The 23846-nt window shown below is 38.1% G+C and carries 20 protein-coding genes; 12 read left to right on the top strand and 8 right to left on the bottom strand.

The window, feature by feature from the left end:
- Entirely contained in the window at positions 1 to 219 is a 219-nt protein-coding gene (cspD, locus tag C1E24_RS13830) for a cold shock domain-containing protein CspD (RefSeq protein WP_138482390.1), read from the bottom strand.
- 200 nt (positions 220 to 419) lie between these two features.
- On the opposite strand from cspD, the gene clpS reads away from it, so the two are divergent.
- Both clpS and clpA read left to right on the top strand, forming a co-directional pair.
- A complete protein-coding gene (gene clpS / locus C1E24_RS13825) occupies positions 420 to 737 on the top strand; it encodes an ATP-dependent Clp protease adapter ClpS (protein WP_138482388.1) in 318 nt (105 codons plus the stop codon).
- A 29-nt stretch (positions 738 to 766) separates the two neighbouring features.
- Positions 767 to 3034: an ATP-dependent Clp protease ATP-binding subunit ClpA gene (gene clpA / locus C1E24_RS13820; protein ID WP_138482386.1), complete on the top strand. Its 2268-nt coding sequence runs from the start codon at positions 767 to 769 to the stop codon at positions 3032 to 3034.
- A 154-nt stretch (positions 3035 to 3188) separates the two neighbouring features.
- Here clpA and infA read toward each other — a convergent pair whose 3' ends face one another.
- The 4 genes from infA to trxB form a co-directional block, all read right to left on the bottom strand.
- A complete protein-coding gene (gene infA, locus C1E24_RS13815) occupies positions 3189 to 3407 on the bottom strand; it encodes a translation initiation factor IF-1 (RefSeq protein ID WP_058029687.1) in 219 nt (72 codons plus the stop codon).
- A gap of 95 nt (positions 3408 to 3502) precedes the next feature.
- Positions 3503 to 4210 (bottom strand): arginyltransferase, encoded by a 708-nt coding sequence (locus C1E24_RS13810; protein WP_138482384.1) that lies wholly within the window; start codon positions 4208 to 4210, stop codon positions 3503 to 3505.
- Positions 4203 to 4922 (bottom strand): leucyl/phenylalanyl-tRNA--protein transferase, encoded by a 720-nt coding sequence (aat, locus tag C1E24_RS13805; RefSeq protein WP_138482382.1) that lies wholly within the window; start codon positions 4920 to 4922, stop codon positions 4203 to 4205. The genes C1E24_RS13810 and aat overlap by 8 nt, the downstream gene beginning before the upstream one ends.
- A gap of 80 nt (positions 4923 to 5002) precedes the next feature.
- A complete protein-coding gene (gene trxB / locus C1E24_RS13800) occupies positions 5003 to 5953 on the bottom strand; it encodes a thioredoxin-disulfide reductase (RefSeq protein ID WP_138482380.1) in 951 nt (316 codons plus the stop codon).
- Between the two features lie 252 nt (positions 5954 to 6205).
- Between trxB and pssA the strand changes: the two genes are divergently transcribed.
- The 6 genes from pssA (at position 6206) to C1E24_RS13770 (ending at position 14206) form a co-directional block, all read left to right on the top strand.
- Positions 6206 to 7531: a CDP-diacylglycerol--serine O-phosphatidyltransferase gene (pssA, locus tag C1E24_RS13795; protein ID WP_138482378.1), complete on the top strand. Its 1326-nt coding sequence runs from the start codon at positions 6206 to 6208 to the stop codon at positions 7529 to 7531.
- Between the two features lie 118 nt (positions 7532 to 7649).
- Complete coding sequence (locus C1E24_RS13790; RefSeq protein ID WP_138482376.1) at positions 7650 to 8858, top strand: ABC transporter substrate-binding protein; 1209 nt, start codon at positions 7650 to 7652, stop codon at positions 8856 to 8858.
- Between the two features lie 3 nt (positions 8859 to 8861).
- Positions 8862 to 12155, top strand: coding sequence for a response regulator (locus C1E24_RS13785; protein WP_240722021.1), 3294 nt, complete (start codon positions 8862 to 8864; stop codon positions 12153 to 12155).
- Between the two features lie 45 nt (positions 12156 to 12200).
- Complete coding sequence (locus C1E24_RS21250; protein ID WP_431188329.1) at positions 12201 to 12551, top strand: DUF1294 domain-containing protein; 351 nt, start codon at positions 12201 to 12203, stop codon at positions 12549 to 12551.
- 80 nt (positions 12552 to 12631) lie between these two features.
- On the top strand, positions 12632 to 13387 hold the full coding sequence (locus C1E24_RS13775) for a Nif3-like dinuclear metal center hexameric protein (RefSeq protein ID WP_138482372.1): 756 nt from the start codon (positions 12632 to 12634) through the stop codon (positions 13385 to 13387).
- 9 nt (positions 13388 to 13396) lie between these two features.
- Positions 13397 to 14206 (top strand): methyltransferase domain-containing protein, encoded by an 810-nt coding sequence (locus C1E24_RS13770; RefSeq protein WP_138482370.1) that lies wholly within the window; start codon positions 13397 to 13399, stop codon positions 14204 to 14206.
- A gap of 61 nt (positions 14207 to 14267) precedes the next feature.
- Here C1E24_RS13770 and C1E24_RS13765 read toward each other — a convergent pair whose 3' ends face one another.
- Positions 14268 to 16040 (bottom strand): DUF885 domain-containing protein, encoded by a 1773-nt coding sequence (locus C1E24_RS13765; RefSeq protein WP_138482368.1) that lies wholly within the window; start codon positions 16038 to 16040, stop codon positions 14268 to 14270.
- A gap of 12 nt (positions 16041 to 16052) precedes the next feature.
- Entirely contained in the window at positions 16053 to 16562 is a 510-nt protein-coding gene (soxR, locus tag C1E24_RS13760) for a redox-sensitive transcriptional activator SoxR (protein WP_138482527.1), read from the bottom strand.
- Positions 16563 to 16667: 105 nt separating this feature from the next.
- On the opposite strand from soxR, the gene C1E24_RS13755 reads away from it, so the two are divergent.
- Together C1E24_RS13755 and ccoG are read left to right on the top strand one after the other, a co-directional pair.
- The gene (locus C1E24_RS13755; RefSeq protein ID WP_138482366.1) at positions 16668 to 18104 is read left to right on the top strand and encodes a sigma-54 interaction domain-containing protein; all 1437 of its coding nucleotides are present in this window, start codon (positions 16668 to 16670) and stop codon (positions 18102 to 18104) included.
- Positions 18105 to 18238: 134 nt separating this feature from the next.
- Positions 18239 to 19621 carry a cytochrome c oxidase accessory protein CcoG gene (gene ccoG, locus C1E24_RS13750; RefSeq protein WP_138482364.1) on the top strand — a complete coding sequence of 461 codons (1383 nt, stop codon included), beginning with the start codon at positions 18239 to 18241 and terminating at the stop codon, positions 19619 to 19621.
- A gap of 198 nt (positions 19622 to 19819) precedes the next feature.
- Here the strand turns inward: ccoG and C1E24_RS13745 are convergent, their stop codons facing one another.
- Positions 19820 to 20656 carry a transporter substrate-binding domain-containing protein gene (locus C1E24_RS13745; protein WP_138482362.1) on the bottom strand — a complete coding sequence of 279 codons (837 nt, stop codon included), beginning with the start codon at positions 20654 to 20656 and terminating at the stop codon, positions 19820 to 19822.
- 189 nt (positions 20657 to 20845) lie between these two features.
- Here C1E24_RS13745 and C1E24_RS13740 point away from each other — a divergent pair, with 189 nt between their 5' ends.
- Together C1E24_RS13740 and C1E24_RS13735 are read left to right on the top strand one after the other, a co-directional pair.
- Positions 20846 to 21442, top strand: a complete 597-nt coding sequence (locus C1E24_RS13740) for a hypothetical protein (RefSeq protein WP_138482360.1) — start codon at positions 20846 to 20848, stop codon at positions 21440 to 21442.
- Between the two features lie 122 nt (positions 21443 to 21564).
- Positions 21565 to 23808, top strand: coding sequence for a TonB-dependent receptor (locus tag C1E24_RS13735; RefSeq protein ID WP_240722020.1), 2244 nt, complete (start codon positions 21565 to 21567; stop codon positions 23806 to 23808).
- The last annotated feature ends 38 nt before the right edge of the window (positions 23809 to 23846 follow it).

Raw genomic sequence — 23846 nt, 5'->3', positions numbered from 1 at the left:
TCAAGCGAGTTCAGTCTCTCTAGGAGCGATGTTCGTTGCATGAAGCCCTTTTGGACCTTGTTGCAACTCGAAGGTTACATCTTGACCGGCTTTAAGTGTTTTGTATCCATCCATCACAATCGTTGAGTAATGGGCGAAGATATCTTCTTCACTGCCGTCTTCTACGATGAAACCAAACCCTTTGGCGTTATTGAACCATTTGACTTTTCCGCAAGCCATACTTCCACATCCTTCTATAAGTTGACTAATTTAGTTAATCTAAACTTTATAATTTGCTAGACTGCCCATAGATTAGACAATCTAATAACGACTGTAGTTTAATTGAGCAATCAGTCAAGACTTTTAGACAAATTTTTAACAAAAAATTTATTTTTCAATTCAAGTTTGCTTGAGTTAACAACACAAGACTATATTTTATTATGAGTGGTATTAAAGATTCTGGTGTAATCGATACAGTTAGAGAGAAGCAAAAGCAAAAGCTAAGCCCACCTCGAAAGTATAAAGTCATTTTAAACAATGATGATTACACTCCAATGGACTTTGTAATCGAAGTATTAATGACGTTTTTTAATATGGATAGCGAAAAAGCAACTGACGTGATGCTGCGCGTGCATCACGAGGGAAAGGCAGTATGTGGCTTATATCCTTCCGATATTGCACATACTAAGGCGGAACAAGTAAATCGTTACGCTCGCGACCATGAACATCCACTGCTATGTAGTTGTGAGCAGGAATAACCGATATAAATCTCGTTTGGGGGTTGCTTATGCTAAACAAAGATCTTGAAATTACCTTAAATGCAGCATTTCGTGAGGCAAGAACACGTCGTCACGAATTTATGACTGTTGAGCATTTATTACTTGCATTAATAGATAACCCATCAGCAGGTGAAGCATTAGGCGCATGCGGTGTTGATACAGAAACGCTCAAACGAGAGCTTTCTGAGTTTATCGATGAAACAACACCATTATTACCAGAAAGTGAAAATGATAGAGAAACGCAGCCGACACTGGGTTTTCAGCGTGTTTTACAAAGGGCTGTATTTCATGTGCAATCATCTGGGCGCACCGAAGTTACAGGTGTGAACGTATTAGTCGCAATTTTTTCTGAACAAGAAAGTCAAGCTGTCTATCTACTGAAAAAAAGTGATATTAGCCGCTTAGACATAGTGAATTTCATTTCTCACGGTGTGGCTAAGTCAGATGACGAGCATCATGAAGATGATCACGAAGATATCAATAGTGAAGATTCAAACGACATACAAGGTGAAGAGAAGACTAAACTTGAAAACTTCACAACTAACCTGAACACGATGGCGCATGCGGGACAGTTAGACCCGTTAGTAGGCCGAGATCAGGAAGTAGAACGCACAGTACAGGTTTTATGTCGTCGTAAAAAGAATAACCCTTTACTTGTAGGCGAAGCTGGCGTTGGTAAAACAGCGATTGCAGAAGGGCTTGCCTATAGAATCGTTAATGAGCAAGTACCCGATGTGATTGCCGATGCGGTTGTCTATTCACTCGATATGGGCGCTTTGTTAGCGGGGACTAAATATCGCGGTGATTTTGAAAAGCGTTTTAAAGCGCTTTTAAAAGAGTTACAAGCAAAACCGCATTCAATTTTATTTATTGATGAAATCCATACAATCATAGGTGCAGGTGCTGCGTCGGGTGGTGTGATGGACGCCTCGAATCTAATTAAACCGTTACTGTCTAGTGGCCAATTAAGGTGTATGGGCTCAACGACTTATAACGAGTTTAAAAATATCTTTGAAAAAGACAGAGCACTTGTTCGTCGCTTCCAAAAGATAGATGTACTCGAACCAAGTGTTGAAGATACTACAAAGATCCTAATGGGGTTGAAAGATCGTTACGAAGATCATCATGGTATTCGTTATACCCAAAAAGCACTCCGTGCGGCTGCAGAATTGAGTGCGAAATATATCAACGAGCGTCACTTACCAGATAAAGCCATTGATGTGATAGATGAAGCGGGGGCAAACCAACGCTTACTGCCTGTATCTAAACGTAAGAAAACCATCAACGTTGCAGATATTGAGCAGATAGTATCTAAAATTGCGCGTATACCGCAGCAGAGTGTATCTTCAAGTGATAAAGAAACACTCAAAAACTTAGACAGAAACTTAAAAATGTTGGTGTTTGGTCAAGACCAATCAATCGATGCATTAACGTCCGCAATTAGATTGTCTCGCTCAGGTCTTTCAAATGAAGACAAGCCAATTGGTTCTTTCTTGTTTGCAGGTCCAACCGGTGTTGGTAAAACAGAAGTAACAAAGCAACTTGCAAAATGTATGGGCGTGGAGTTCATTCGTTTTGATATGTCAGAGTACTCTGAACGTCACGCGGTTAGCCGGTTAATCGGCGCGCCTCCAGGCTACGTAGGTTATGAGCAGGGCGGTTTGCTAACTGACTCTGTGATCAAACACCCTCATGCTGTTGTGCTTTTAGATGAGATTGAAAAAGCGCACCCAGATATTTATAACATTTTGCTACAAGTGATGGACCATGGCACGTTAACAGACAACAATGGACGCAAAGCAGACTTTAGAAATGTTGTACTGGTCATGACTACGAATGCGGGTGTTCAAGAAACCATTCGTCAGTCAATAGGATTTGCGCAACAAGATCATTCGCACGATGCCATGGTTGAGATTAATAAGGTGTTCACACCTGAATTTAGAAACCGCTTAGACAACATCATTTGGTTCAACCATTTAGATAAAGATGTCATTTTACAAGTTGTAGATAAATTCTTAGTTGAACTTCAAGCGCAACTTGACCGTAAATCTGTGAACCTTGAGCTTACAGCAGCAGCCAGAGAGTGGTTAGCTGATCTGGGTTACGACAAGGCAATGGGGGCAAGACCAATGTCACGTGTTATTCAAGAGCAATTGAAAAAGCCGCTTGCAAATGAAATCCTCTTTGGCAAGTTAGCCGAAGGCGGCACAGTCAAAGTGGGCCTGAAGAGCAATAAGCTAAACTTCCAATATGATGTTGAAATGGCTGAAGCTTAAGAGTGGGGAAGTGTAATCTCACCATTTTCATAAGACCATTAAAAAAGCCTAGCTAAGCTAGGCTTTTTTATTTAACACATCAAGTTAAATCACGATGATGAGTCAAAAGTAAAACGAATGAACTTAACCAATACGCTTTACAATCACGGCGTAATTAACGCGCGCGGAAAACGATACGACCTTTAGTTAAATCGTATGGCGTCATTTCAACAGTTACTTTATCGCCTGTTAAAATACGAATGTAGTTTTTGCGCATTTTACCAGAAATATGAGCAACCACTACGTGGCCGTTTTCAAGTTCAACGCGGAACATTGTGTTTGGTAAAGTATCAAGGACCGTGCCTTGCATTTCAATTACGTCTTCTTTCGCCATGTGTAGCGTAACACCTCTTTGATTAGATTAACGCAGCAGATTTTGCCGAAAACCACACAATAAGTAAAGGTAAGGGGGGAAATTAGTTAATTTAATTACAGCTTCAGTTGCCAAACATCCGATATAAAACGCTCTGCAGGTTTAAATTGTGACTTGTAAGACATCTTTCTGCATTCATCAATTTGATAACCCAAATACACGGAATCTAAACCAGAGCTTTTTGCGAATTCTATTTGAAGCAATATCATCACAACACCAAGGCTAAACTTGTCATAGTCAGGGTGATAAAATGTATAAATCGCAGACAATGAATTTGGCATAGTGTCTGTCACTGCAACAGCAATAAGTTCATCTTGATCCCACAACTCAATAAAGGTGACAGGTAACCAGTTACAAAATAAAAAGCTTTCATATTGCAGGCGATTTGGAGGGAACATGGTGCCGTCATAATGCTTTTGATTTATATAGTTTTCATATAAAGCGTAATAATTTGATTGCTCTTTATCACTCACCTTAATATTGAAATTGCTTTTAGCTGCTTTTAGTTTACGCTTTTGTGATTTTGATAGCACAAAATCTTTAACAGGAAGGCGCATTGACTCACAGGCATTACAACTAGGACAATGAGGGCGATAAATTTGATCACCACTTCGTCTGAAACCTAATTCTAATAAGTCTTGAAACCGTGCTGCGTTGTAGCATTGACTATCGAGAATGACGAGCAGCTGTTCTTGTTTGTCAGGTAAATAACTGCAATCAAACTGTTGGCTTAATCCAATCTTTGAAGGAAAATGTTCAGTCATAAATCTCTTCCAATACTTGTGGTTTCCACATCGAACTGGGTATATCAAAGCCCTGAGCTAACTTAAGTTTAGCTAAAAACTCAGACCTTGAAATTAATTTTGCACCTAAAGTGGTTAAATAGGGGTTTTCCAACTGACAATCTACAAAATGGGCGTTGTGTTTTTTAAGCCAATTAACTAACGCCCACATGGCTAACTTTGAGCCGTTTGGTTGATTAAAAAACATAGACTCTCCACAAAAAACACCCGAGTTCATAACCCCATAAAGACCACCCATCAGACTATTGTTTTGATCCCAGACCTCGAGGCTATGTGCAAAACCTAACGAATGCATATGACTGTAGGCAGCCAGCATCTGATGGTTTATCCAGGTACCTTCTGCATGTAACCTTTGCTCTCGGCAGGCATTGATAACAGTGTCAAATGCTTTATTAACAGTGACTATAGGTTTTGTTCTTCTTACCACTTTTTTTAATGAACGACTGACATGGAAATCATTCAGTTCAATCACACCTCTGTCATTTGGCGACCACCACATGATGGGCTCTTTTTCATTAAACCAAGGGAAAATACCTGACCGATATGCAAGATTGAGTCTTGCAGGCGTAAGACAGCCTCCGATAGCAAGTAAGCCATCAGGTTCATTTAAAGCCAAAGTTGGTGAAGGAAAATCGATTGTTTCAGTTGATAGTTGATATAGGCGTGGTGTCATTTAAGAAATTAATCGTATTTTTTAATGAAAAACATCTTAAAGTGAAAGCGGAGGGTTAAACAACCCTCCTGGTCTGAAATTTATTGGTTATCTAGGAAGCGCTCGGCATCTAGTGCTGCCATACAACCAGTACCAGCTGACGTAATTGCCTGACGATAGATGTGATCAGATACATCACCAGCTGCAAACACACCTTCAACAGAAGTTTGCGTTGCATTACCATTTAGACCTGACTGAACAACTAAATAGCCATCTTTCATTTCAAGTTGGCCTTCAAACATGTCAGTGTTTGGTTTGTGACCGATTGCAATGAACACACCAGCTAAATCAAGCTGCTCAACATTATCTGAGTCAGTATCTTTAATTTTGATACCAGTTACACCCATTTCATCACCAACTACTTCATCTAAAGTACGATTGAAATGAAGTGTCACGTTGCCATTTTTCGCTTTTTCCATTAAGCGGTCAGATAAAATCTTTTCACTGCGGAATGAGTCTCGACGGTGAATAACATGAACTTCATCTGCAATGTTAGAAAGATACAGAGCTTCTTCAACCGCAGTGTTACCACCACCAACAACAGCTACTTTTTGTCCGCGGTAAAAGAAACCGTCACATGTAGCACATGCAGAAACACCACGACCTTGGAAAGCTGTCTCAGATTCAAGGCCTAGATACTTAGCAGAAGCGCCAGTAGCAATGATAAGTGCATCACAAGTATATGTACCTTGATCGCCTGTTAGTGTAAATGGACGCTTTGTAACGTCTACTTTGTTGATATGGTCGAAAACAATCTCAGTTTCAAAACGCTCTGCATGCTCTTTCATACGATCCATCAGTGCAGGTCCAGTTAAGCCGTGCGCGTCACCAGGCCAATTCTCTACTTCAGTCGTTGTCGTTAGCTGACCACCTTGCTGCATACCAGTAATTAGCACAGGGTTTAAATTCGCTCGTGCTGCGTAAACTGCAGCAGTATAACCTGCAGGGCCTGAGCCTAAAATTAAAAGTTTACAGTGTTTTGCATCACTCATGAGGTATTCCTAATCAATTATCTTTTTAACGAAGTGAGGACGATTCTATGTAAAACAAGTAAGAAGTAAAATAAATTAGGAATATTGAAAATTAATAAATTTAAAAGGTGTCAAATAATCTGTACTTGTTGAAAAAAACATCCAAAAATCGATGTTTTATCAGAAATTCATGACCTAATAATATTTTTTTGATATGTTCTTACTAATTTTGTGTGAGACTCTGGATTGAGTCACCTTTATTTATAGGTTGTTATGGCATTTTGGCAGGACATTCCAAGCTTTGAGTTAGCAGACAAAGACGTTGAAATACTAAATAGCGCAAAGCAATATCATGAAAGACTGTTAAGTCTTATTGAAAGCGCTAAATATCGGATTTATATCACTGCTTTGTATTTACAAGACGATGAAGCGGGTAGAGAAGTGCTTTCAGCACTTCATAAAGCTTCAATTGCAAACCCAACGCTTGAGATTAATGTATTAGTTGATTTTCACCGAGCTCAACGTGGCCTTATAGGCGCTGAGAAATCAGAGGGAAATGCAGCCTTATATTGTGATGAATTAGAAAAACATCAAAGTAATGTAAAAGTATTTGGTGTGCCAGTTAAAGGCAAAGAACTATTTGGCGTTCTGCATCTAAAGGGCATTGTTATAGACGATATCTTGCTTTATAGCGGTGCTAGCATAAACAATGTTTATATGAATGTGGGTGAAAAGTATCGACTTGATAGATACTTCATCCTACAACAGGCAGGGTTAGCGGACTCTTTTTGTAACTTCACAAATGATTTTTTGTTGTCGTCAAAAGCTGTACCAAGAATAGATAGTCGTCCTATACCTAAATACAGTGAGATTAAAGTTTCTCAGCGTCAATTGATGAAAGAGTTGAGAAAAGGGCGATACAATATAGAATCAACGAACACAGACTCTCCTTTGAATGTTCGACCATTCTTAGGGTTTGGTAGACGTGCAAATAAGTTGAACAGGTTAATTAAAACCTTGTTTGACACAACAGAAAAAGAACTGCTGCTTTATACGCCATACTTCAACTTTCCAGCGCCGTTACTTCGCTCTTTACGTCGTTTACTAAAGCAAGGTAAGGAAATAACCATTGTTGTTGGTGATAAAACAGCGAATGATTTTTATATTTCTCCAGAACAACCATTTAGTAAAATAGGTGCGTTACCTTATCTTTATGAAACGATTTTATTTAAATTCTTAAAATCTAATAAAAGGTTCATCCAGTCAGGGTTACTTAAGGTACACCTTTGGAAACATGAAAATAACTCTTTTCATTTGAAAGGCGTAAGTAAAGATGGTCAGCTACATCTACTAAGTGGTCATAACCTAAATCCGAGGGCTTGGGGTTTAGATATTGAAAATGGTATTTTGATTGAAGATAAAGCACACAAGCTCGACAAATTACTATTAGCAGAAAAGCAAGACATTCTTCAACACTGTCGATTACTATCTAGTCATGAAGATCTTGACTCAGTTCAAGATTACCCGTTACCTGTAAGGAAGCTATTAGGGCAGGCAAAGCGTGTAAAAGTTGATTTCATAATCAAAAAATTTATTTAGGAAAGGCCAAATATGGCCTTTTTTATTAAGTTTTATCTAATCAATATACTTTCTTAAATTTCTACAAAGTTGATTTTTTGGACTAAGGTTAAAAAAACAAAATCAACCAGATGAAATTATGAAGGCCATCCAATATTGCTTTATCATTTGTTTTTTTGCCTATAGTTCATCAAATTGGGCGCAATTAGGTCACCAATTCAATATTTATCATGATTCAGATTACTCAAACCATTTTGCATCCGCAAATGCAATTAAAATGGGATTTATGTCTGCGTTAGAATCTGAAAAAAGTAGGCTAGAAAACGTCGAATTTAATTTTTTAGAAATGGATCATCGAGGTAATAGCAATCGTAGCTTGTTACATATGAAGAAGTTTCTCAAAGACCCTAAAGCATTGTTCATATTAGGCGGCCTTCATTCTCCTCCGTATATAAAAAATAGAACCTTCATAAACAAAGAAGAGATCTTATTATTGGTGCCTTGGGCCGCAGGTGGTCCAATTACTCGCTATGAGCATGGAACAAACTGGGTTTTTAGATTGTCAGTTGACGACACTAAAGCAGGATACCGAATAATCCAATTTGCAAAAGAAGCACGTTCTTGTGAGCAGCCTCATTTGCTCCTTGAAAACACGCCATGGGGCAAATCAAACGAACGAACCATGCAAGATGCGCTTGGTAAAAATAAAGCTGAAGTAACATGGTTTAATTGGAATACGAGACTAAAAAAATCAAAGCTAATATTGAGAGAAATTATAAAATCAGGATCTGATTGTATTGTCTTTGTAGGTAATGCCATTGAAGGTAAATACTTCACTCAAGCGATGGCAGAAATAGATAAGACTTTGCAAAAACCTATAATCAGTCACTGGGGGATTACTGGAGGTAATTTCTTCAATAATACTAAGCAATATTTGTCTCAAGGGATTGAACTCAATTTTATTCAGTCTTGCTTCTCTTTTGAAGATCTACCTCATTCAGATAGTGTCAAAAAAGCCATTATGTCTGCGACGAGGCTATTTAAAAATGATTTTGACATTAAAACGTTACAAGCTCCAGCTGGTTTTGTGCATGGCTATGATTTGGGATTACTGTTTGTTCAGGCCATGACACAAATTGAAGCGACAAAAAATATAGCCAGTACAAGAGAGTCGTTAAGACATTCGCTCGAGAATCTCAACTCAACTGTAGATGGCTTGATAAAGGTTTATTCAAGACCATTCTCAAATAAGGGTGAAGATTCGCATGAGGCTTTAGGTTTGGAAGACCTTTGTATGGCCAAATACAAAGATAATGGCTCAATTTCTATCATAAAGAATAAAGGCTAGTGCGTGAAGTCACAGTTCTTAAAAATGCAGCTTGATGCCAACAAAGCTTTCATTGTCTTTGTTGTAATGAGTCTTTTGTTATCGGTATTTATAAGCGTGATGCTAGTAGGAAGAGAAGCATCTTCAGTATTAAATGGCTACAAGCAACAAGCATCTGAAACAGAAGCGAAGCTCAGTGCAAAATATGTAGAAAACTTTTTAGAAACTAGAATTTTGTTGCTTAAAGATCTATCAAGTCAACCTATTATCATTAATGGCGTTATGGGATCAGGTGTATCAGAAGCGTCTTTAAATGATTATTTGTCTGAGTTTAAAATTCTAGGGATAAAAGAGCAACTTTGGGTTTTTAATGTCCTAGGCGATTATGTGTATAAAAATAGTGAAGAGCAGGCATTGAAAGAAACTCCAAGTGATTGGCTTGAAGATTTACTTAATGGTGAGCTTTCACACGCTGTATTGCTTGATCAAAACCAAGGGCAAGCATATTTCAAGTTGGCAGTACCAATAAATTATAACGGGTTCACTGAAGGGGCGCTGATTGTCAAGTTTGAAACCCCCATTGATGTTTTATTATCTGAAGTTCTAGAGTCAAATACACATGGCGTTAAACTATCAGGCCCTTGGTTAAATTATTCAAATTTAAGTACAAATAATCAGTACGACTCAGTGCTAAAATCTGACCTTCACAGTTCCGGCTTGATGCTGAATTACTTAGTTGACTCTACTTTAGTAGAAAAACAAGTGAAGCAAGTCATTATAAGTATCGCCAGTGCAATTTTTGTGAGTCTGTTTTTATCTTCTTTATTTTTATTCTTAGTTGGTCAGAAACTACTTTTAAATCCCTATAGAAAGCTTGAGTTGTCTCAACAAGCAACAAAGTTGAGTGAAGAAAGGTTAAACCTTGCAATTAATGGGAGTTTAGATGGCATTTGGGACTGGGATATAAAAACAGGAAAGGTATTTTGTTCTGTGCGTTTCAGAGAGTTACTCGGTTATGCATCTAATGATGATTTTCCCGAGGACTATACGGTCTTAGAAAGAATGGTCCATATTGAAGACCGTGAATATGTAAAAAGCAGCTTAAAAGCGCACCTTCAGCAAAAAGCAATTTATGATGTGCAACACAGATTCATGACCAAAAAAGGGGAGTTTAGAGTTTACAGAGTGAAGGGCGATGCACTATTTGACAGTACTAACAAAGCCATCAGGATGGCAGGGTCAATGACAGATGTCACAGAGCAAATACAAGCGCAACAAGCGTTGAAAAAAGCGAAAGAAGAAAATGATTTATTAGCCCTTTCTATTGATGCTAGTAACCTCGGAGTAACAATTAGCTCAGTATCTGATCCAGAACTACCTCTCATATACATAAACCAAGCTTTTACTAACATAACAGGTTATGGAGAAGAGATCCTAGGAGAAAGTTGTCGTTTCTTACAAGGAGAGCAAACATCTCAACTAACAATTGATAAGATCAGGAAGGCTTTAAAAAATCATGGCATAGTGAAGGTTGACCTCTTAAATTACAAAAAAAATGGTCAACAATTTTGGAATAGTTTACAGCTTTTTCCTGTACATAATGAAGCGGGAGAGCTCACCGCTTATGTGGGTATTCAACAAGATATCACAGATAGAGTTGCTTCAGAAAAAGCATTAAAAGAAGCCAAAATGATGGCGGAGCAAGCCAGCATTGCCAAAAGCGAGTTTTTGGCCTCAATGAGTCATGAAATACGTACCCCAATGAATGGAGTATTAGGCATGCTTAATTTACTGCTTAATAGTGACTTAAATGCAGAACAGCAACATAGAATCAACGTTGCAATGAGCAGTGCTAACTCGCTTCTGACTTTAATTAACGACATCTTAGACTTCTCAAAAGTTGATGCTGGCAAGTTGGAATTAGAACACCTAGAGTTTGATTTACGAGGGTTGCTCGGTGATTTTGCGGAGTCAGCCGTTATACAAGCACACAACAAAAGCATAGAACTTATTTTAGATGTAACAAACATAGATGAAGCCGTTGTAGTTGGTGATCCTGGTAGGTTGAGGCAAATCTTAAGCAATTTGGTTGGTAATGCCATTAAGTTCACTTCAGATGGTGAAGTACTCATAGAAGCTTCATTGATTAAATATGATACACATAATTGGCAGTTAAATTGTAATATCAAAGATACAGGCATTGGAATATCACCTGAGCAGCAGGCAAAATTGTTTCAATCATTCAGTCAGGTTGATGCTTCAACAACCAGAAAATATGGTGGTACAGGACTTGGCCTAGCAATTGTAAAAAAACTTTGTGAACTGATGGGTGGTGAAGTCTCTGTTTCCAGTCAGGCTGATAAAGGGTCTTGTTTTAGTTTTTCGATTCTATTAGGAAAGAGTAATGCGTCATTTCATGTTATTCCAGATGTTGAAATGAAGCACCTTAATATTTTACTAGTAGATGATAACAAAACTAATCGTGAAGTACTCAGGGCACAGCTTGAACATTGGGGCGCTACTGTAACAGAGGCGCGTTCAGGAATAGAAGCCTTAACCATCAGTGAAGCTTACTTTGCAAAACACTATAACTGCTTCGATATCGCATTTTTGGATATGCAAATGCCAGTCATGGATGGGGCTCAATTGGGGGAACATATAAAAGCAAACGAACATTTAAAAGCCATGAAGTTAATTATGATGACATCGATGTGTCATAAAGGCGATGCGAAGTTTTTTGCTAACTTGGGGTTTGATGGATATTTTCCGAAGCCTGCGACAACATTCGATTTATTTGCAGCACTTTCTATCGTTGCAGAAGATGGAGAAGCTCTCAAAGGCGCTAAACCTTTAGTGACGACTCATTACATAAAGTCGCTAAAAGCTCAATCAGCTTTAAAACCTGAAGAGATATGCTGGGGAGAGGGGATCCGTATTCTTTTAGCAGAAGATAATCGGGTTAATCAGATTGTTGCACAAAGTATGTTGGCAAAGCTTAACTTAACGCATATCGATATAGCGGCAAATGGTGAAGAAGTCATTCAAAACTTATTAAATACAACAAGAGAGACTAAATACACAGCCATTCTTATGGATTGCCAAATGCCAGAAATGGATGGGTATGAAGCTTCACAAGCCGTTAGAAATGGAAAAGCAGGGGAGCTTTATAAAGATATTCCGATCATTGCGATGACGGCAAATGCGATGGTTGGTGATAAAGATAAATGTCTAGAAGCCGGTATGGATGATTATATTTCAAAGCCAATAAAACCCGAGGTTTTATTTGAACGTTTGTTACAATGGCTACCTTACAAATAAATAGAATCATGAGATTAACAAAGCTTGAACTTATTTTTTCGAAGTGTGAACCACTCCCTGCTTATACTAACCCTCTTTTTAGTCACGATTTTTATCGCCACTAATGACAAACTTTTACTGCTTGTTTTAACCTATTTACTCATAACTAATTCGATCTTTTGTTTTTTATTCTTACTTGATAAAAAGCGGGCAAAAATGGATGGGCAAAGGATCAGTGAGTTAAGTTTAAGTGTCACGGCGCTGCTATCGTTCAACCTTTCAACTTTATTGATGCAAGAGTTAATACGTCATAAGACTATAAAATGGCAGTTCAACGGTAAGCTCTTTATTACATTTGTAATTCAAAACATACTTTTACTCTTTTATTTCTTTCTTCAAACCTTTTCAAAGATCTAAAGCACTCGTTTATTGTTGTGCTTTATCATCATGACTAAGCTGTTAAAATACGCCCTAAATTTAAAGGGCCGAGAAATCAAATGAAAAGAACAAAACTTGTTAATCAATTAACTGAACTATTAAAACCATTTTCTATTAGTGACTATTGCCCGAATGGTTTACAAGTTGAAGGGGCTGAAGAAGTTAAAAAAATTGTGACGGGTGTTACTGCAAGTCAGGCGCTGATCGATGCTGCCGTAGAAGCTGGTGCAGATACAATTCTGGTTCATCATGGATTCTTCTGGAAAGGTGAGGATCAAACTATTACAGGCATGAAGCAAAGACGTATTAAAGCGTTATTAGAAAACAACATCAATTTACTTGCTTATCATTTACCTCTAGATGTTCACCCAGAACTTGGCAACAATGCGCAATTGGCTGAGTTACTCGATATAACTTACGAAAGGCCTCTGGAGCCTTGGAATAAAAACTGTGTGGCAGTGAAAGGCAAACTCAAGACACCAATGAGCTTAGAGACATTTTCGCAATTGGTAGAACAGAAACTTGATAGAAAACCATTAGTAAATCAAGCGGGCGACCACCAAATTAAAAGCATTGCTTGGTGTACAGGTGGAGGCCAAAGTTTTATTGATATGGCCGCAAGCCAAGGCATTGATGCCTATTTAACAGGTGAAGCTTCAGAGCAGACAATCCATAGTTCTAATGAACAAAATATCCACTTTATAGCAGCAGGCCATCATGCTACTGAACGTTATGGTGCCAAAGCTTTAGGTGAGTACCTTGCTAAAACTTATGATTTAGATGTCGAATTTATAGATATCAATAACCCGGTTTAACCACTGAATATGAGCAAGAAAGGCAAAAGCTATAAAGATAAATTAGCGCGAGATAGAAGTTTTAATGCTATCTCGCAAAAATTTAAGAAAAATATATACGGTACACCCAAAGGCAAAATACGAGAAGCCGTTTTAAAGCGTGATTTTTCTCAGCATATTCCATGGCTAGATAATGCGAATGCACCAAAACGAATAATAGATATCGGCGGTGGGCAAGGGCAGTTAGCGATTTATTTGGCTAGTTTAGGTCATCACATCACGCTGGTGGATATATCGGAAGATATGCTACAACTTGCCAAAGAGCACGTGGATCAAGCTGGTTTAAGTGGTCAATTCGAATTTATTCACGCACAATTACAGGCTTTGCCTGAATTAGAGTTAGGTACTTTCGATTTTGTACTATGTCATGCTGTGCTCGAATGGTTAGTTGACCAAGTTGAGGCGATTACAGTTTTGTCAAAGCTTGTCGGCGATGCGGGTTATTTGTCTTTAATGTATTTCAATAAAGATGCGCATTTATTTGCAAATATGGTCTATGGAAACTTTGATTATGTAAATCAAGGTTTGCATGTAAAACAAAAAGTTGGCTTAAGCCCAAATCACCCTGTAGAACCTGAAATTGTGGACAATGCTTTAAGTAGCGAAAACTTTGAGCGTCTCTGTAAAACGGGTGTGCGTTGTTTTCATGATTATTTGAGAGAGCTTGAAAAAGGCAAAGCGCACTTTGATGACTTGCTTGAGTTAGAGCTTAAATATAATCAACAAGAGCCTTATGCGTCGCTAGGTCGTTATACACATTTATTACTTCAAGCTAATTAGTGATCCTCTTAACCAAAATAATAAGCCCTTAAACAAGGGCTTATTCAATTAACTTTTGGCGTTATTTATCAGTCATTAACGCCTTGACGTATTTTACTGGTGTACTGCCATAGCTTAAAAACTCCTCATGGAACGCTTTTAAGTTAAAGTCATCACCTTGAGCGACTTTTAATGATTCTCTGAAATCATAAATCTCTCTGTAACCGCTGTAGTAGCTGGTCAACTGGACTTGGCTTAATGTCGCACGACGCCACTTACCTTCGGCTTCCGTTTTTTCTTGGAATGCGCCGTTCATTAATAAATCTAAACCTTCTTCTTTGCTGATCCCTTTTACTTGGATAGCATAATCTAGAATAGTGTTACAGATGACACGAAGATTCCATTTGTAGTACATAAGCCACATCTCTGGCTCGAAATCACCATAGCCTTCCTCTAACATCATACGCTCTGTGTACACCGCCCAACCTTCGATCATCGCGCCATTAGCAAAAATACTCTTAATTAAAGAAGGAGACTCATTTGAGTAAACTAATTGCGTATAGTGACCAGGGATCGCCTCGTGAATATTTAGGATCTGTAAAATCCAGTGGTTATATTCTCGTAAATATGACTCAGCTTGCTCATCAGACATGTTATCTAATGGAGTCACATTGTAATACGTGTTTTCTTTTTTATCGTATGGCCCCGGAGCACTAATAGATGCACCAGCAAAGCCACGCATATACTCTGGTGTTTCACGAACAACTAATGGCTTTTCAGGGTCTAGCGTGATCAGATCTTTTTCTCTGACGAATGCTTCTAAGTCTGGAATTTGACGCTTAATTTCAGGCACGAATTCGTCACGAGCAACATGCTTGACAGATAGGTGTTTAATGAGTTTCGCTACTGCATCTCTGTCTTTAGATGGGCGTTCAGCGTTCGGAAAATACTTAGGCCATAGTTCATCTGTGATCTTAACCATCTCAGCTGTCACACGGTCTTTATCTGCAACTGCTTTGTGATACATCTCTTTTGCGCTATACCCTGATTGAATATCTAGTGCGAACTTCTCTTCATAGAGCTTTTCTCCAATTCTGAATGAACGCGCGTTACCATTTTCTACAAGCGACTTTTCAAGTTCAGTTAGGAAGTCGATATAACCATTGATTGCGTCTTTTGCTGCATTGAAACGCTTAACAAATAGTGTTTTATCACTTGAAGGTAAGTTTGAAGCTTCAACTTGCGTTAATAGCTCATCTTTTAGCACACTGAAAGCGCCCCTGTTTTGGCCAATAGCAAGCTGGGTATATTCTAAAGTGGGGTTATCAATGTTTGCTTTTGCAGCATCGTAATATGCAGGCACGTATTGAAGACGTCTTAAAACGGTAGCAAATTTTTCGTCATCAGTTTTAAAGCGGCTATTTAGAATTGTCGCAAAGCCACCAGATACATTGTAGTTAGACGGGTTCCACTGCCAGCTCTTGAATGTTTCTGAGTGCCAAATGGTACGTTTTAAAGCATTTTCAATTAAGTAATAATCCGTCTTTTGCGCTGTTGGCAATGAGTCTAAATCGAACTTTGCTAGTTCGTTTAATTTTGCATTAGCAAAAGCTAAGGTACTATCACGATAACCTTGATTTGGGATACTGATAATATCATCGTATTTACCGTAGCCAGCCCAAGCTGAATGTTCAGGAAACTGTTTCCAATAATCATGGATAAACTGTTCAGAGAAATTAGTGAAATTTTGTTGTACTTGAACGCTGTTATTCTTTGTTTGTTGCGTGCTTGTTTGCGAACAAGCAGTCAGTCCAAGCGCTGCGACAAGTGCGAGCGAGAGTGCAGTTTTTTTCATGTGTGTTCCTTGTTAGTGATTCTCATCTATTTTATCAGTTTTTTCATGATTAGCCTGTTCATCAGGGGTAGAAGGCAAAAAAGCTGCGCCGGATTGCGATTTTCCACAGACATCATCTGGGTTATACATAGGGCATTGGGTCATTGATAAACAGCCACAGCCAATACAGCCGTCGACTTTCTCTCTGATCTGCTCTAAATATTCAATTTGCTTGGTAAGCTGTGTACGCCATCGCTGAGATAAATTTGCCCAATCTTTTTTAGTCGGGGTTCTATTATCGGGTAACGCATCTAGAGTATCTTTGATGTCTTGTAATGTGACGCCCATATGCTGTGCTGCTTTGATGACGGCAATTCGCCTGAGCACATCGGGTTTGTATCGACGTTGATTTCCTTGATTTCGCCAACTTCTGATCAGCCCTTTGGTTTCATAGAAATGTAGGGTTGACACTTTTACGCCGGCACGTTTGGCAATATATCCGACAGACAAGGTAGCGTCTTGAAGTGGTTTGCTCATTATCATCTCATAAAAATGTGTTTTAGCGACTTTAAACACATTTGTCAGAATTTGCTAATGGTATAAGGTGTCAATATGTTACAGTTTTCGTGATATTTCACGAGGAATACTATGTCTCACTTACTTAAACGCCTATTAAATGACCCTGAACTACTGCTCAACTCTGTTGGCGAAGGCATTTACGGTTTCGACTTATCTGGTAATGCAGTATTCATAAACCCCGCAGCTGAGCGTATGACCGGTTGGAAAGCCGAAGAGTTAATAGGTAAAAAAATACACCAATACCATCATCATAGCTATGCTGATGGTTCGCCATATCCGGCAGATGAATGCAACATCTACTGCACCATGTTTGATGGCAAAGTAAGGCAAATATCCGATGAAGTATTCTGGAGAAAAGATGGCAGTAGCTTTCCTGTGGAATATACCTCTACACCGGTTTTTAAAGACGGACAAATAATTGGGGCAGTCGCGATATTTCGCGATGTAACGAAGCAGCATGAAGCAGAAAGTGCACTAAGAGCAGCATTAGAGCAAGTCCAAACATTAACTGAGCAATTAAAAGAAGAAAATTCTTACTTGTTGGAAGAATTAAATGCAGATTGGCAAGGATCGGGGCTAGTCGGACAAAGTCATATATTTCAAACCATGCTTGAACAAATCAATCTTGTTGCTAAAACAAGTAGTACCGTATTGATTTTAGGAGAAAATGGTACAGGTAAAGAACTTGTTGCCAGAAACCTATATAGATTGAGTAATCGAAATACGAAGCCATTTGTAAAAGTAAATTGTGCGGCTTTTACGCCTAGTTTATTAGAGTCTGAATTATTCGGGCATGAAAAGGGGGCATTCACAGGTGCCAATGAGAGAAGAAAAGGGCGCTTTGAACTCGCCGATACAGGCACTCTATTTTTAGATGAAATTGCTGAGCTATCACTTGAGGCGCAAAGTAAACTTTTGCGCGTACTCCAAGAGCAAGAGTTTGAACGTGTAGGTGGCAGCAAAACGTTAAAAGTAGATATTCGTATCATAGCGGCAACCAATAAAGACTTGTGGCAAATGGTTGGAAAAGGTGAATTTAGAATGGATCTGTATTATCGCCTAAATGTCTTTCCTATCAGAGTACCAAGTCTCAAAGAGCGAAAAGAAGATATTCCATTGCTGTGCACAAACCTTATTAATCAGCTCAATAAAAGACTTGGTAAACACTTAATGGGGCTGACAAAGGCAGCGATAGACAAACTTCAAGCTTATGATTGGCCCGGCAACATCAGAGAGTTACAAAATATTTTAGAGCGAGAGGCTATTTTGTCTAAAGGGCGATTAGTTTCTATTTCTCAGCCATTAAATATGACTGATGAACAAGTACTTGAAGGCCAAAGTTTAAGGCTTGATGAGGCTGAGAGGCTTCATATTGAGCATGTACTTGAGCTAACTAACTGGCGAATAGCGGGTCCAAAAGGTGCAGCAATTAAATTAGGACTTCCAGAGAGTACATTGCGCTCTAAAATGAAAAAGTTGAAAATAACTAAAAATCGCGAGATATGACGGGTTTCGCGATATTTCACGTCTCGCAGTTTTTGATATTATTTAAAATTCAATAAAAACATAGTGTTATAAACTTTCAGATTGGACTGAAACTTGCTCTGCAGATATTAACCAATGTTAGTAGAGCAAGTAATATGAAGTTTGATATTAAAGAAGAAGACATGATCATTAAGCCACATAAATCGGAGGGCCCGATTTATGTGCGAGAACAAAAAGGTTTTTTCCAAAAAATCCGTCGTAATCTGGGTTGGTTATTAATGCTGACCTTTATTGCTATTCCTTGGCTGCAATATAATGGCCAACAGGCAGTATTGTTTGATGTAGGCAGTCAACATTTTAGAATTTTCGGCCTCACATTTTTGCCACAAGACTTTATGATCTTGGCTTGGGTATTTATGGCTGGGGCGTTTGCGCTTTTCTTTGTCACCAATTGGTTGGGCCGAGTATGGTGTGGTTATGTGTGCCCACAAACGATTTGGATGCTGATGTTTACATGGGTGGAGCACCGTATTGAAGGCAGTCGTAATAAACGCATTAAACTAGATAAAAGCCCTTGGGATGCAAAGAAACTTGCATTAAAAACAGCAAAACACAGTGCTTGGTTGCTCATTTCTCTTTTCACCGCAACGTCATTTATGGCGTACTTTGTCCCAGCACAAAAATTATATATCGACATGTTCACACTAGAATGGTCAGGTCTAGTTAGTTTTTGGGTGTTCTTATTTGCATTCTGTACCTATGGTAATGCTGGATTTTTAAGAGAAAAAATGTGTACGGTTGCATGCCCATATTCACGTTTTCAATCTGTGATGTTTGATAAAGACACACTATTAGTCACCTACGATGCACAACGCGGCGAATCACGAGGCAAACGTAAACGTAAACAAGATCCAAAAGACCTCGGCCTCGGTGATTGTGTTGACTGTAACTTGTGTGTTGAAGTTTGCCCAGCAGGTATTGATATTCGAAATGGTCTGCAATATGAATGTATAAACTGTGGTTTGTGTATTGATGCCTGTGATGACACCATGGATAAGTTCGGTTATGCCAAAGGGCTCATTAAATATCAAAGTGAACACGAAGCATCTGGCAAAAAAACCAATCCGTTTAGACTAAAGCTAGTTGGCTATGCAACCCTTACTGCGTTGATTACTTTAACTATGGTGGTATGGGCATTTAATCGTACGCCAATTGAAGCATCGGTTATCCGAGATCGTAATGCGTTATATCGTGTTAACTATGAAGGCTTAGTTGAAAACCCTTATACGTTAAGCGTGATCAATAAAACGCAAACCACCATGACCTACACGGTTAGTCTTGAGGGGTTAGCAAATGCAAAGCTCAATGTGCCTGCTGTGATTGAAATTGAAGGTGGAGAAATGTTGCAAATACCTGTTACCGTTATCAAAGACGGTTATGACCTCAAGCTTAAAGCAACCCCAATTAGTTTTACAGTTGAGTCTAAGCAAAGAGCAGACATAAAAATAACGAAAGAAAGTTATTTTTATAAAAACTAGTTAGTTATATGGGGCTTATATTAGCCCCTTTTTTTAAGCAGTTGAGTACATATTAGTTAACTTATTGACCATTAAAACTAAGAATTAAAACTGCATATTTGTTTGAAAAATCTATTTCAGGACAGAAGAGCTAAAGCTTAAGTACTATGTCCGAAAAGATGGTTTATTTAATGAACTATCGTTGTTACCCGTTAAAATTTATTGATTGTTTAATTTATTGACTAAGTTCTGTTGTAAATTTTTTGGAACCCATCTGAGCATTAACGAAGCGTATTCAGGTGATGCTTTAATTTTACTAAGGCTCATATCAGCTTTCTTTAAAAATTGCTTACTCTCTTTAGATTTATTGCATCCAATGAAACCTAAAACGGTTTTTGGCGATTCAGAGATTTGCAATTGAATAAACTGACTTTCTTTTTTCAATTTTGATTGAAGATAAAGGTGTTCGCCGGGATAGCCAATAATTACATCGACTCTTTTCTTGAGTAGCATATAAGTTAGACTTTGTAAGGAGTCTTTGCCTGCACGAACTATCATATCGTCTTGCGGAATTTTAAGGATAATCCTATCTACATGTTGACCATACGAACGTTCAGTTGATTTACCAAGGAGCAGATCGTTTTTAAAAATTAGGTCTTTCAGCGAAGTAGTGGTAACCCCTTTGGGTATTATTTTTTCGGCAATATCTTTGTGCATAGCAACGGTTGGTGCTAGACCAATCGTGGAGTATTGTTCAGAAAAATAAAATTGCTGTTTTCTTTGCTCTGTTTTATACAGCGACAACATACAAGTTGTTTTTTTACTATGTTGTAATTCAAATAAAGCTCGACTAGATGGAATGAGTATTTGTTGAAAACTATGATCTGGAAGAGACTGTTTTAATAAATCGATGATAGCTTCATCTCTACCTCGTCCTTTATGTACTCCATCGAGTATGTAATATGGTGCAAAGTCTACTTTTAAAAAAGTGACTGTTTTAGCAACTGATTCAAAACCCAATAGCAGAAAAAAAATAATAACTAGGAACTTAAACATTTTTCTACATTTTAAGTATACAGATGTTAAGTGTAGCAAATGTTTGATACAAGATTCCAAATAAACAAAATCTTTACAATTATTTATCAAGTGGTAGATTGGAGGAAAGTTAATTTCACATCACCAATACGTTGTTCAGTGGTAGAATATGAAAGTTTAATAAGAGTCTGCAAATAAGGACCCCCAGCTATGAGAACACTAATTGTTTCCGATATTTTTGGTTGTACAAATCAACTAAAAAGCTTTTGTGAGCAGTTTTCTGGTGAACTGTTAATTGTTTCTCCTTATGAAGCAACCACAGCGGACAATGAACTGCATGAACAATTAATGTACGATAAGTTTATAGACAGGTTAGGCCATGATGGTTACGCAAACAAAGTACAAGAAACGCTGATTAAATTTAGCCCTGACTTTATAATTGCTTTTAGTGCAGGTGCAACTGCGGCTTGGCGTGCTTTAGCCATGACACCCTTGAAGCGCGTGCAAAAGATGATTGCTTTTTACCCAGGCCAAATTAGACATTTCACAAGTTTAAATCCAAACTGTCATGTAGATATCTATTTTCCTGATGTTGAAAAGCATTTTGATCTTAATCCTGTTATAGCCACATTAAAGACAATTCCATGTCTTTACGTTGTTAAATCACGTTATAAACATGGTTTCATGAATGCATTATCTGAAAACTTTAACCATGATGCATATGAGCATTACGCGCAGATTTGTTTGAATGAGCAACAAAACCTACAAGAAATAACAGATAATCATCTTCTTTCTTGTCAGGTGTAGAATATTTTTTGTAATTTACAAGTAGCTTATTGATAAACAAAGTTAAGTATCTCCTTTGGTCACATAAGACATTTAAACTATACTTCGTCTTGCACACCTAAATCTGCACTGAGAGTATGGAAATGTCTAATTTATCCCCGAAAAGCCTTTTATCAACAATGATATCTTTGTCTTTAATGCAATCGTGTTATTCATATGCGAATGAAAGTATTGAAGTCATCGAAGTGTACGCTCAAAAAAGAAAGCAACTCGAAAGTAAAGTCAGTGTGACTGTTAATCAGCTTAAAGGGGAGCAGATAATTAGCACTGGTTTAAAAGATACAACAGACTTAGGCTTACTTATTTCAGGTCTTAAAATCAGTCAAAATGCAGCAGAAGGTACGCCACCTGCAATAAATATTCGGGGAATAGGCTTAATAGATTACAACACTGCAAATACTTCCCCGATAGCCATGTATGTAGATGGAGCATCTGTTGGCTCTGCTAATAATCAATTATTAAACCTATTTGATATTGAGCAAGTAGAAGTTTTGAAAGGCCCTCAAGGTACTTTGTTTGGCCGAAATAGCACCGGCGGCGCAATACTGATCAGAAGTAAACGGCCGGATGCTGGTGATTATGGACAGTTTACAGTCGGTGCTGGCACTGATGGTTTTTATAAAAGTAATGGCTTTTACAATGTACAGATAGATGATACATCAGCGTTTAGGGCTGCGTTTAATCATAATCGCTACGACTATACGAGCTATAATGTATTTCCTACTTCACCAGAGGCGGGAATGGAACAAAATGATCTGCGATTGAGCTATCTGGGTCAGTGGGATGAGTTGGAATGGTATTTAAAGTTAAATTACAGTCACTGGAATGGTATTGCTCAACCCGTCGGTAATATAGGCATATTCTCAGATCCTGTAAATCGTGTTATGTGCTCAGTTGGTGATATTAATGCCGGAAATTGTTTTGATGCATTTGGGTTTAATGATGGTGCTGATGACTTCTGGGCTGTGAGCGTAAATAATGACTCTCCTCATCATGGTATAAATAAAGGCTGGACAAGTGAATTAACTTGGCAATTAAGTGATGATGCATCAGTCATTTGGCTAAACAGCTTTAACCGCTTAGATAGAGAGCACGCATTCAATTGTGATGGCTCTCCTGCGAGGTTATGTGAAGGTCAATTGGGTGTCAAAGCAGAAGTATTAAATAACGAAGTACGTTTGAACTATGAATTAGGCGATGATCATTTCACACTTGGTCTGTTCTCACTGCAAGAAAGAATTTATCAAGACAACTACAATGATATTCTGAGAGATTTACGTGGCACGCAATTTGGCAGTAACTCCGCCAATTTCTTTTATGATAATGACTTAGTTAGTAAGTCATTCGCACTATTTGGACAATATGATTGGCAACTATCTGAGCGCTTAATCTTTACAACGGGTCTTCGTTACTCTGACGAAGTGTTTGAATACAAATCAATAAGTAACATTAATGTTGTAGTAGACCCTAACTCATTAGAAGGTGTTTTATTGCCTTTCTATCGTGTTGAAGGCGAAGTTAAAGATGATGATATCTCTGGCAAACTTTCCCTAATTTACGCATTGAGTAACAATCATTCAGTATTCTATAGTCTAAGTAATGGCTATAAAAGTGGTGGTTATTACGGAGGATACTTATCAAGCCCTGAGCAAGCGATGCTTGCAGATTATGGCCCAGAAGAACTTATTTCGAATGAAGTCGGTGGTAAGTATATTAATGACAATAGAACGTTAAAAGTAAACTGGGCCTTGTTTCACTATGACTATAAAGGTCAACAAGTCTTCATGAATCAACCTTCCCTCATTGAGGGGGCTCCGCCGATACAACTTCTAGAAAATGTCGGTGACTCAAAGATTTACGGTTCTGATATTGATGTTAAGTATAAATTAACAGATGAATTTAACACCACCTTAGGGTTTAGCTATATTCCACATGCCGAATTTGAAAAATTTATTGACCCACTTGGCAATGAACTGACAAACCATCGCTTACCTTTTACTTCAGAAATGAATATAAATGGCGCGCTTACTTATGAAACAGACCTACAAGCTAACCTAAGGATGACAGCAACGTTGGGTTTTGATTATCAGTCGGATTATTATTTTGACCAAAATCAAAATATACTAGCTCACCAACCAAGCTACACATTGTGGTATTTGAATAGCCAAATTACTTTTAAAGACTACCAGCTAAGGTTTTGGGCTAAAAATCTATTTGATAAAGAATATAGTCACTTAAAATTCGATTTATCTAGCTTCTTAGGTATGTTAGAAGATTTTAAAGGTGAGGGTAGGCGTGTTGGGCTAGAGGTTTCATATAACTTTTGATTGATACGATGAGTAAATATAGAAGAGTAGTTGGCTGG

It is taken from the genome of Pseudoalteromonas phenolica (assembly GCF_005876835.1).
Lineage (GTDB): Bacteria > Pseudomonadota > Gammaproteobacteria > Enterobacterales > Alteromonadaceae > Pseudoalteromonas > Pseudoalteromonas phenolica_B.
This window is presented reverse-complemented; position numbering and strand designations above follow the sequence as displayed.

Coding starts and splice junctions, on each gene's coding strand:
- cspD (WP_138482390.1), bottom strand. CDS start 219: ATGGCTTGCGGAAAAGTCAAATGGTTCAATAACGCCAAAGGGTTTGGT.
- clpS (WP_138482388.1), top strand. CDS start 420: ATGAGTGGTATTAAAGATTCTGGTGTAATCGATACAGTTAGAGAGAAG.
- clpA (WP_138482386.1), top strand. CDS start 767: ATGCTAAACAAAGATCTTGAAATTACCTTAAATGCAGCATTTCGTGAG.
- infA (WP_058029687.1), bottom strand. CDS start 3,407: ATGGCGAAAGAAGACGTAATTGAAATGCAAGGCACGGTCCTTGATACT.
- C1E24_RS13810 (WP_138482384.1), bottom strand. CDS start 4,210: ATGACTGAACATTTTCCTTCAAAGATTGGATTAAGCCAACAGTTTGAT.
- aat (WP_138482382.1), bottom strand. CDS start 4,922: ATGACACCACGCCTATATCAACTATCAACTGAAACAATCGATTTTCCT.
- trxB (WP_138482380.1), bottom strand. CDS start 5,953: ATGAGTGATGCAAAACACTGTAAACTTTTAATTTTAGGCTCAGGCCCT.
- pssA (WP_138482378.1), top strand. CDS start 6,206: ATGGCATTTTGGCAGGACATTCCAAGCTTTGAGTTAGCAGACAAAGAC.
- C1E24_RS13790 (WP_138482376.1), top strand. CDS start 7,650: ATGAAGGCCATCCAATATTGCTTTATCATTTGTTTTTTTGCCTATAGT.
- C1E24_RS13775 (WP_138482372.1), top strand. CDS start 12,632: ATGAAAAGAACAAAACTTGTTAATCAATTAACTGAACTATTAAAACCA.
- C1E24_RS13770 (WP_138482370.1), top strand. CDS start 13,397: ATGAGCAAGAAAGGCAAAAGCTATAAAGATAAATTAGCGCGAGATAGA.
- C1E24_RS13765 (WP_138482368.1), bottom strand. CDS start 16,040: ATGAAAAAAACTGCACTCTCGCTCGCACTTGTCGCAGCGCTTGGACTG.
- soxR (WP_138482527.1), bottom strand. CDS start 16,562: ATGATAATGAGCAAACCACTTCAAGACGCTACCTTGTCTGTCGGATAT.
- C1E24_RS13755 (WP_138482366.1), top strand. CDS start 16,668: ATGTCTCACTTACTTAAACGCCTATTAAATGACCCTGAACTACTGCTC.
- ccoG (WP_138482364.1), top strand. CDS start 18,239: ATGAAGTTTGATATTAAAGAAGAAGACATGATCATTAAGCCACATAAA.
- C1E24_RS13745 (WP_138482362.1), bottom strand. CDS start 20,656: ATGTTTAAGTTCCTAGTTATTATTTTTTTTCTGCTATTGGGTTTTGAA.
- C1E24_RS13740 (WP_138482360.1), top strand. CDS start 20,846: ATGAGAACACTAATTGTTTCCGATATTTTTGGTTGTACAAATCAACTA.
- C1E24_RS13735 (WP_240722020.1), top strand. CDS start 21,565: ATGTCTAATTTATCCCCGAAAAGCCTTTTATCAACAATGATATCTTTG.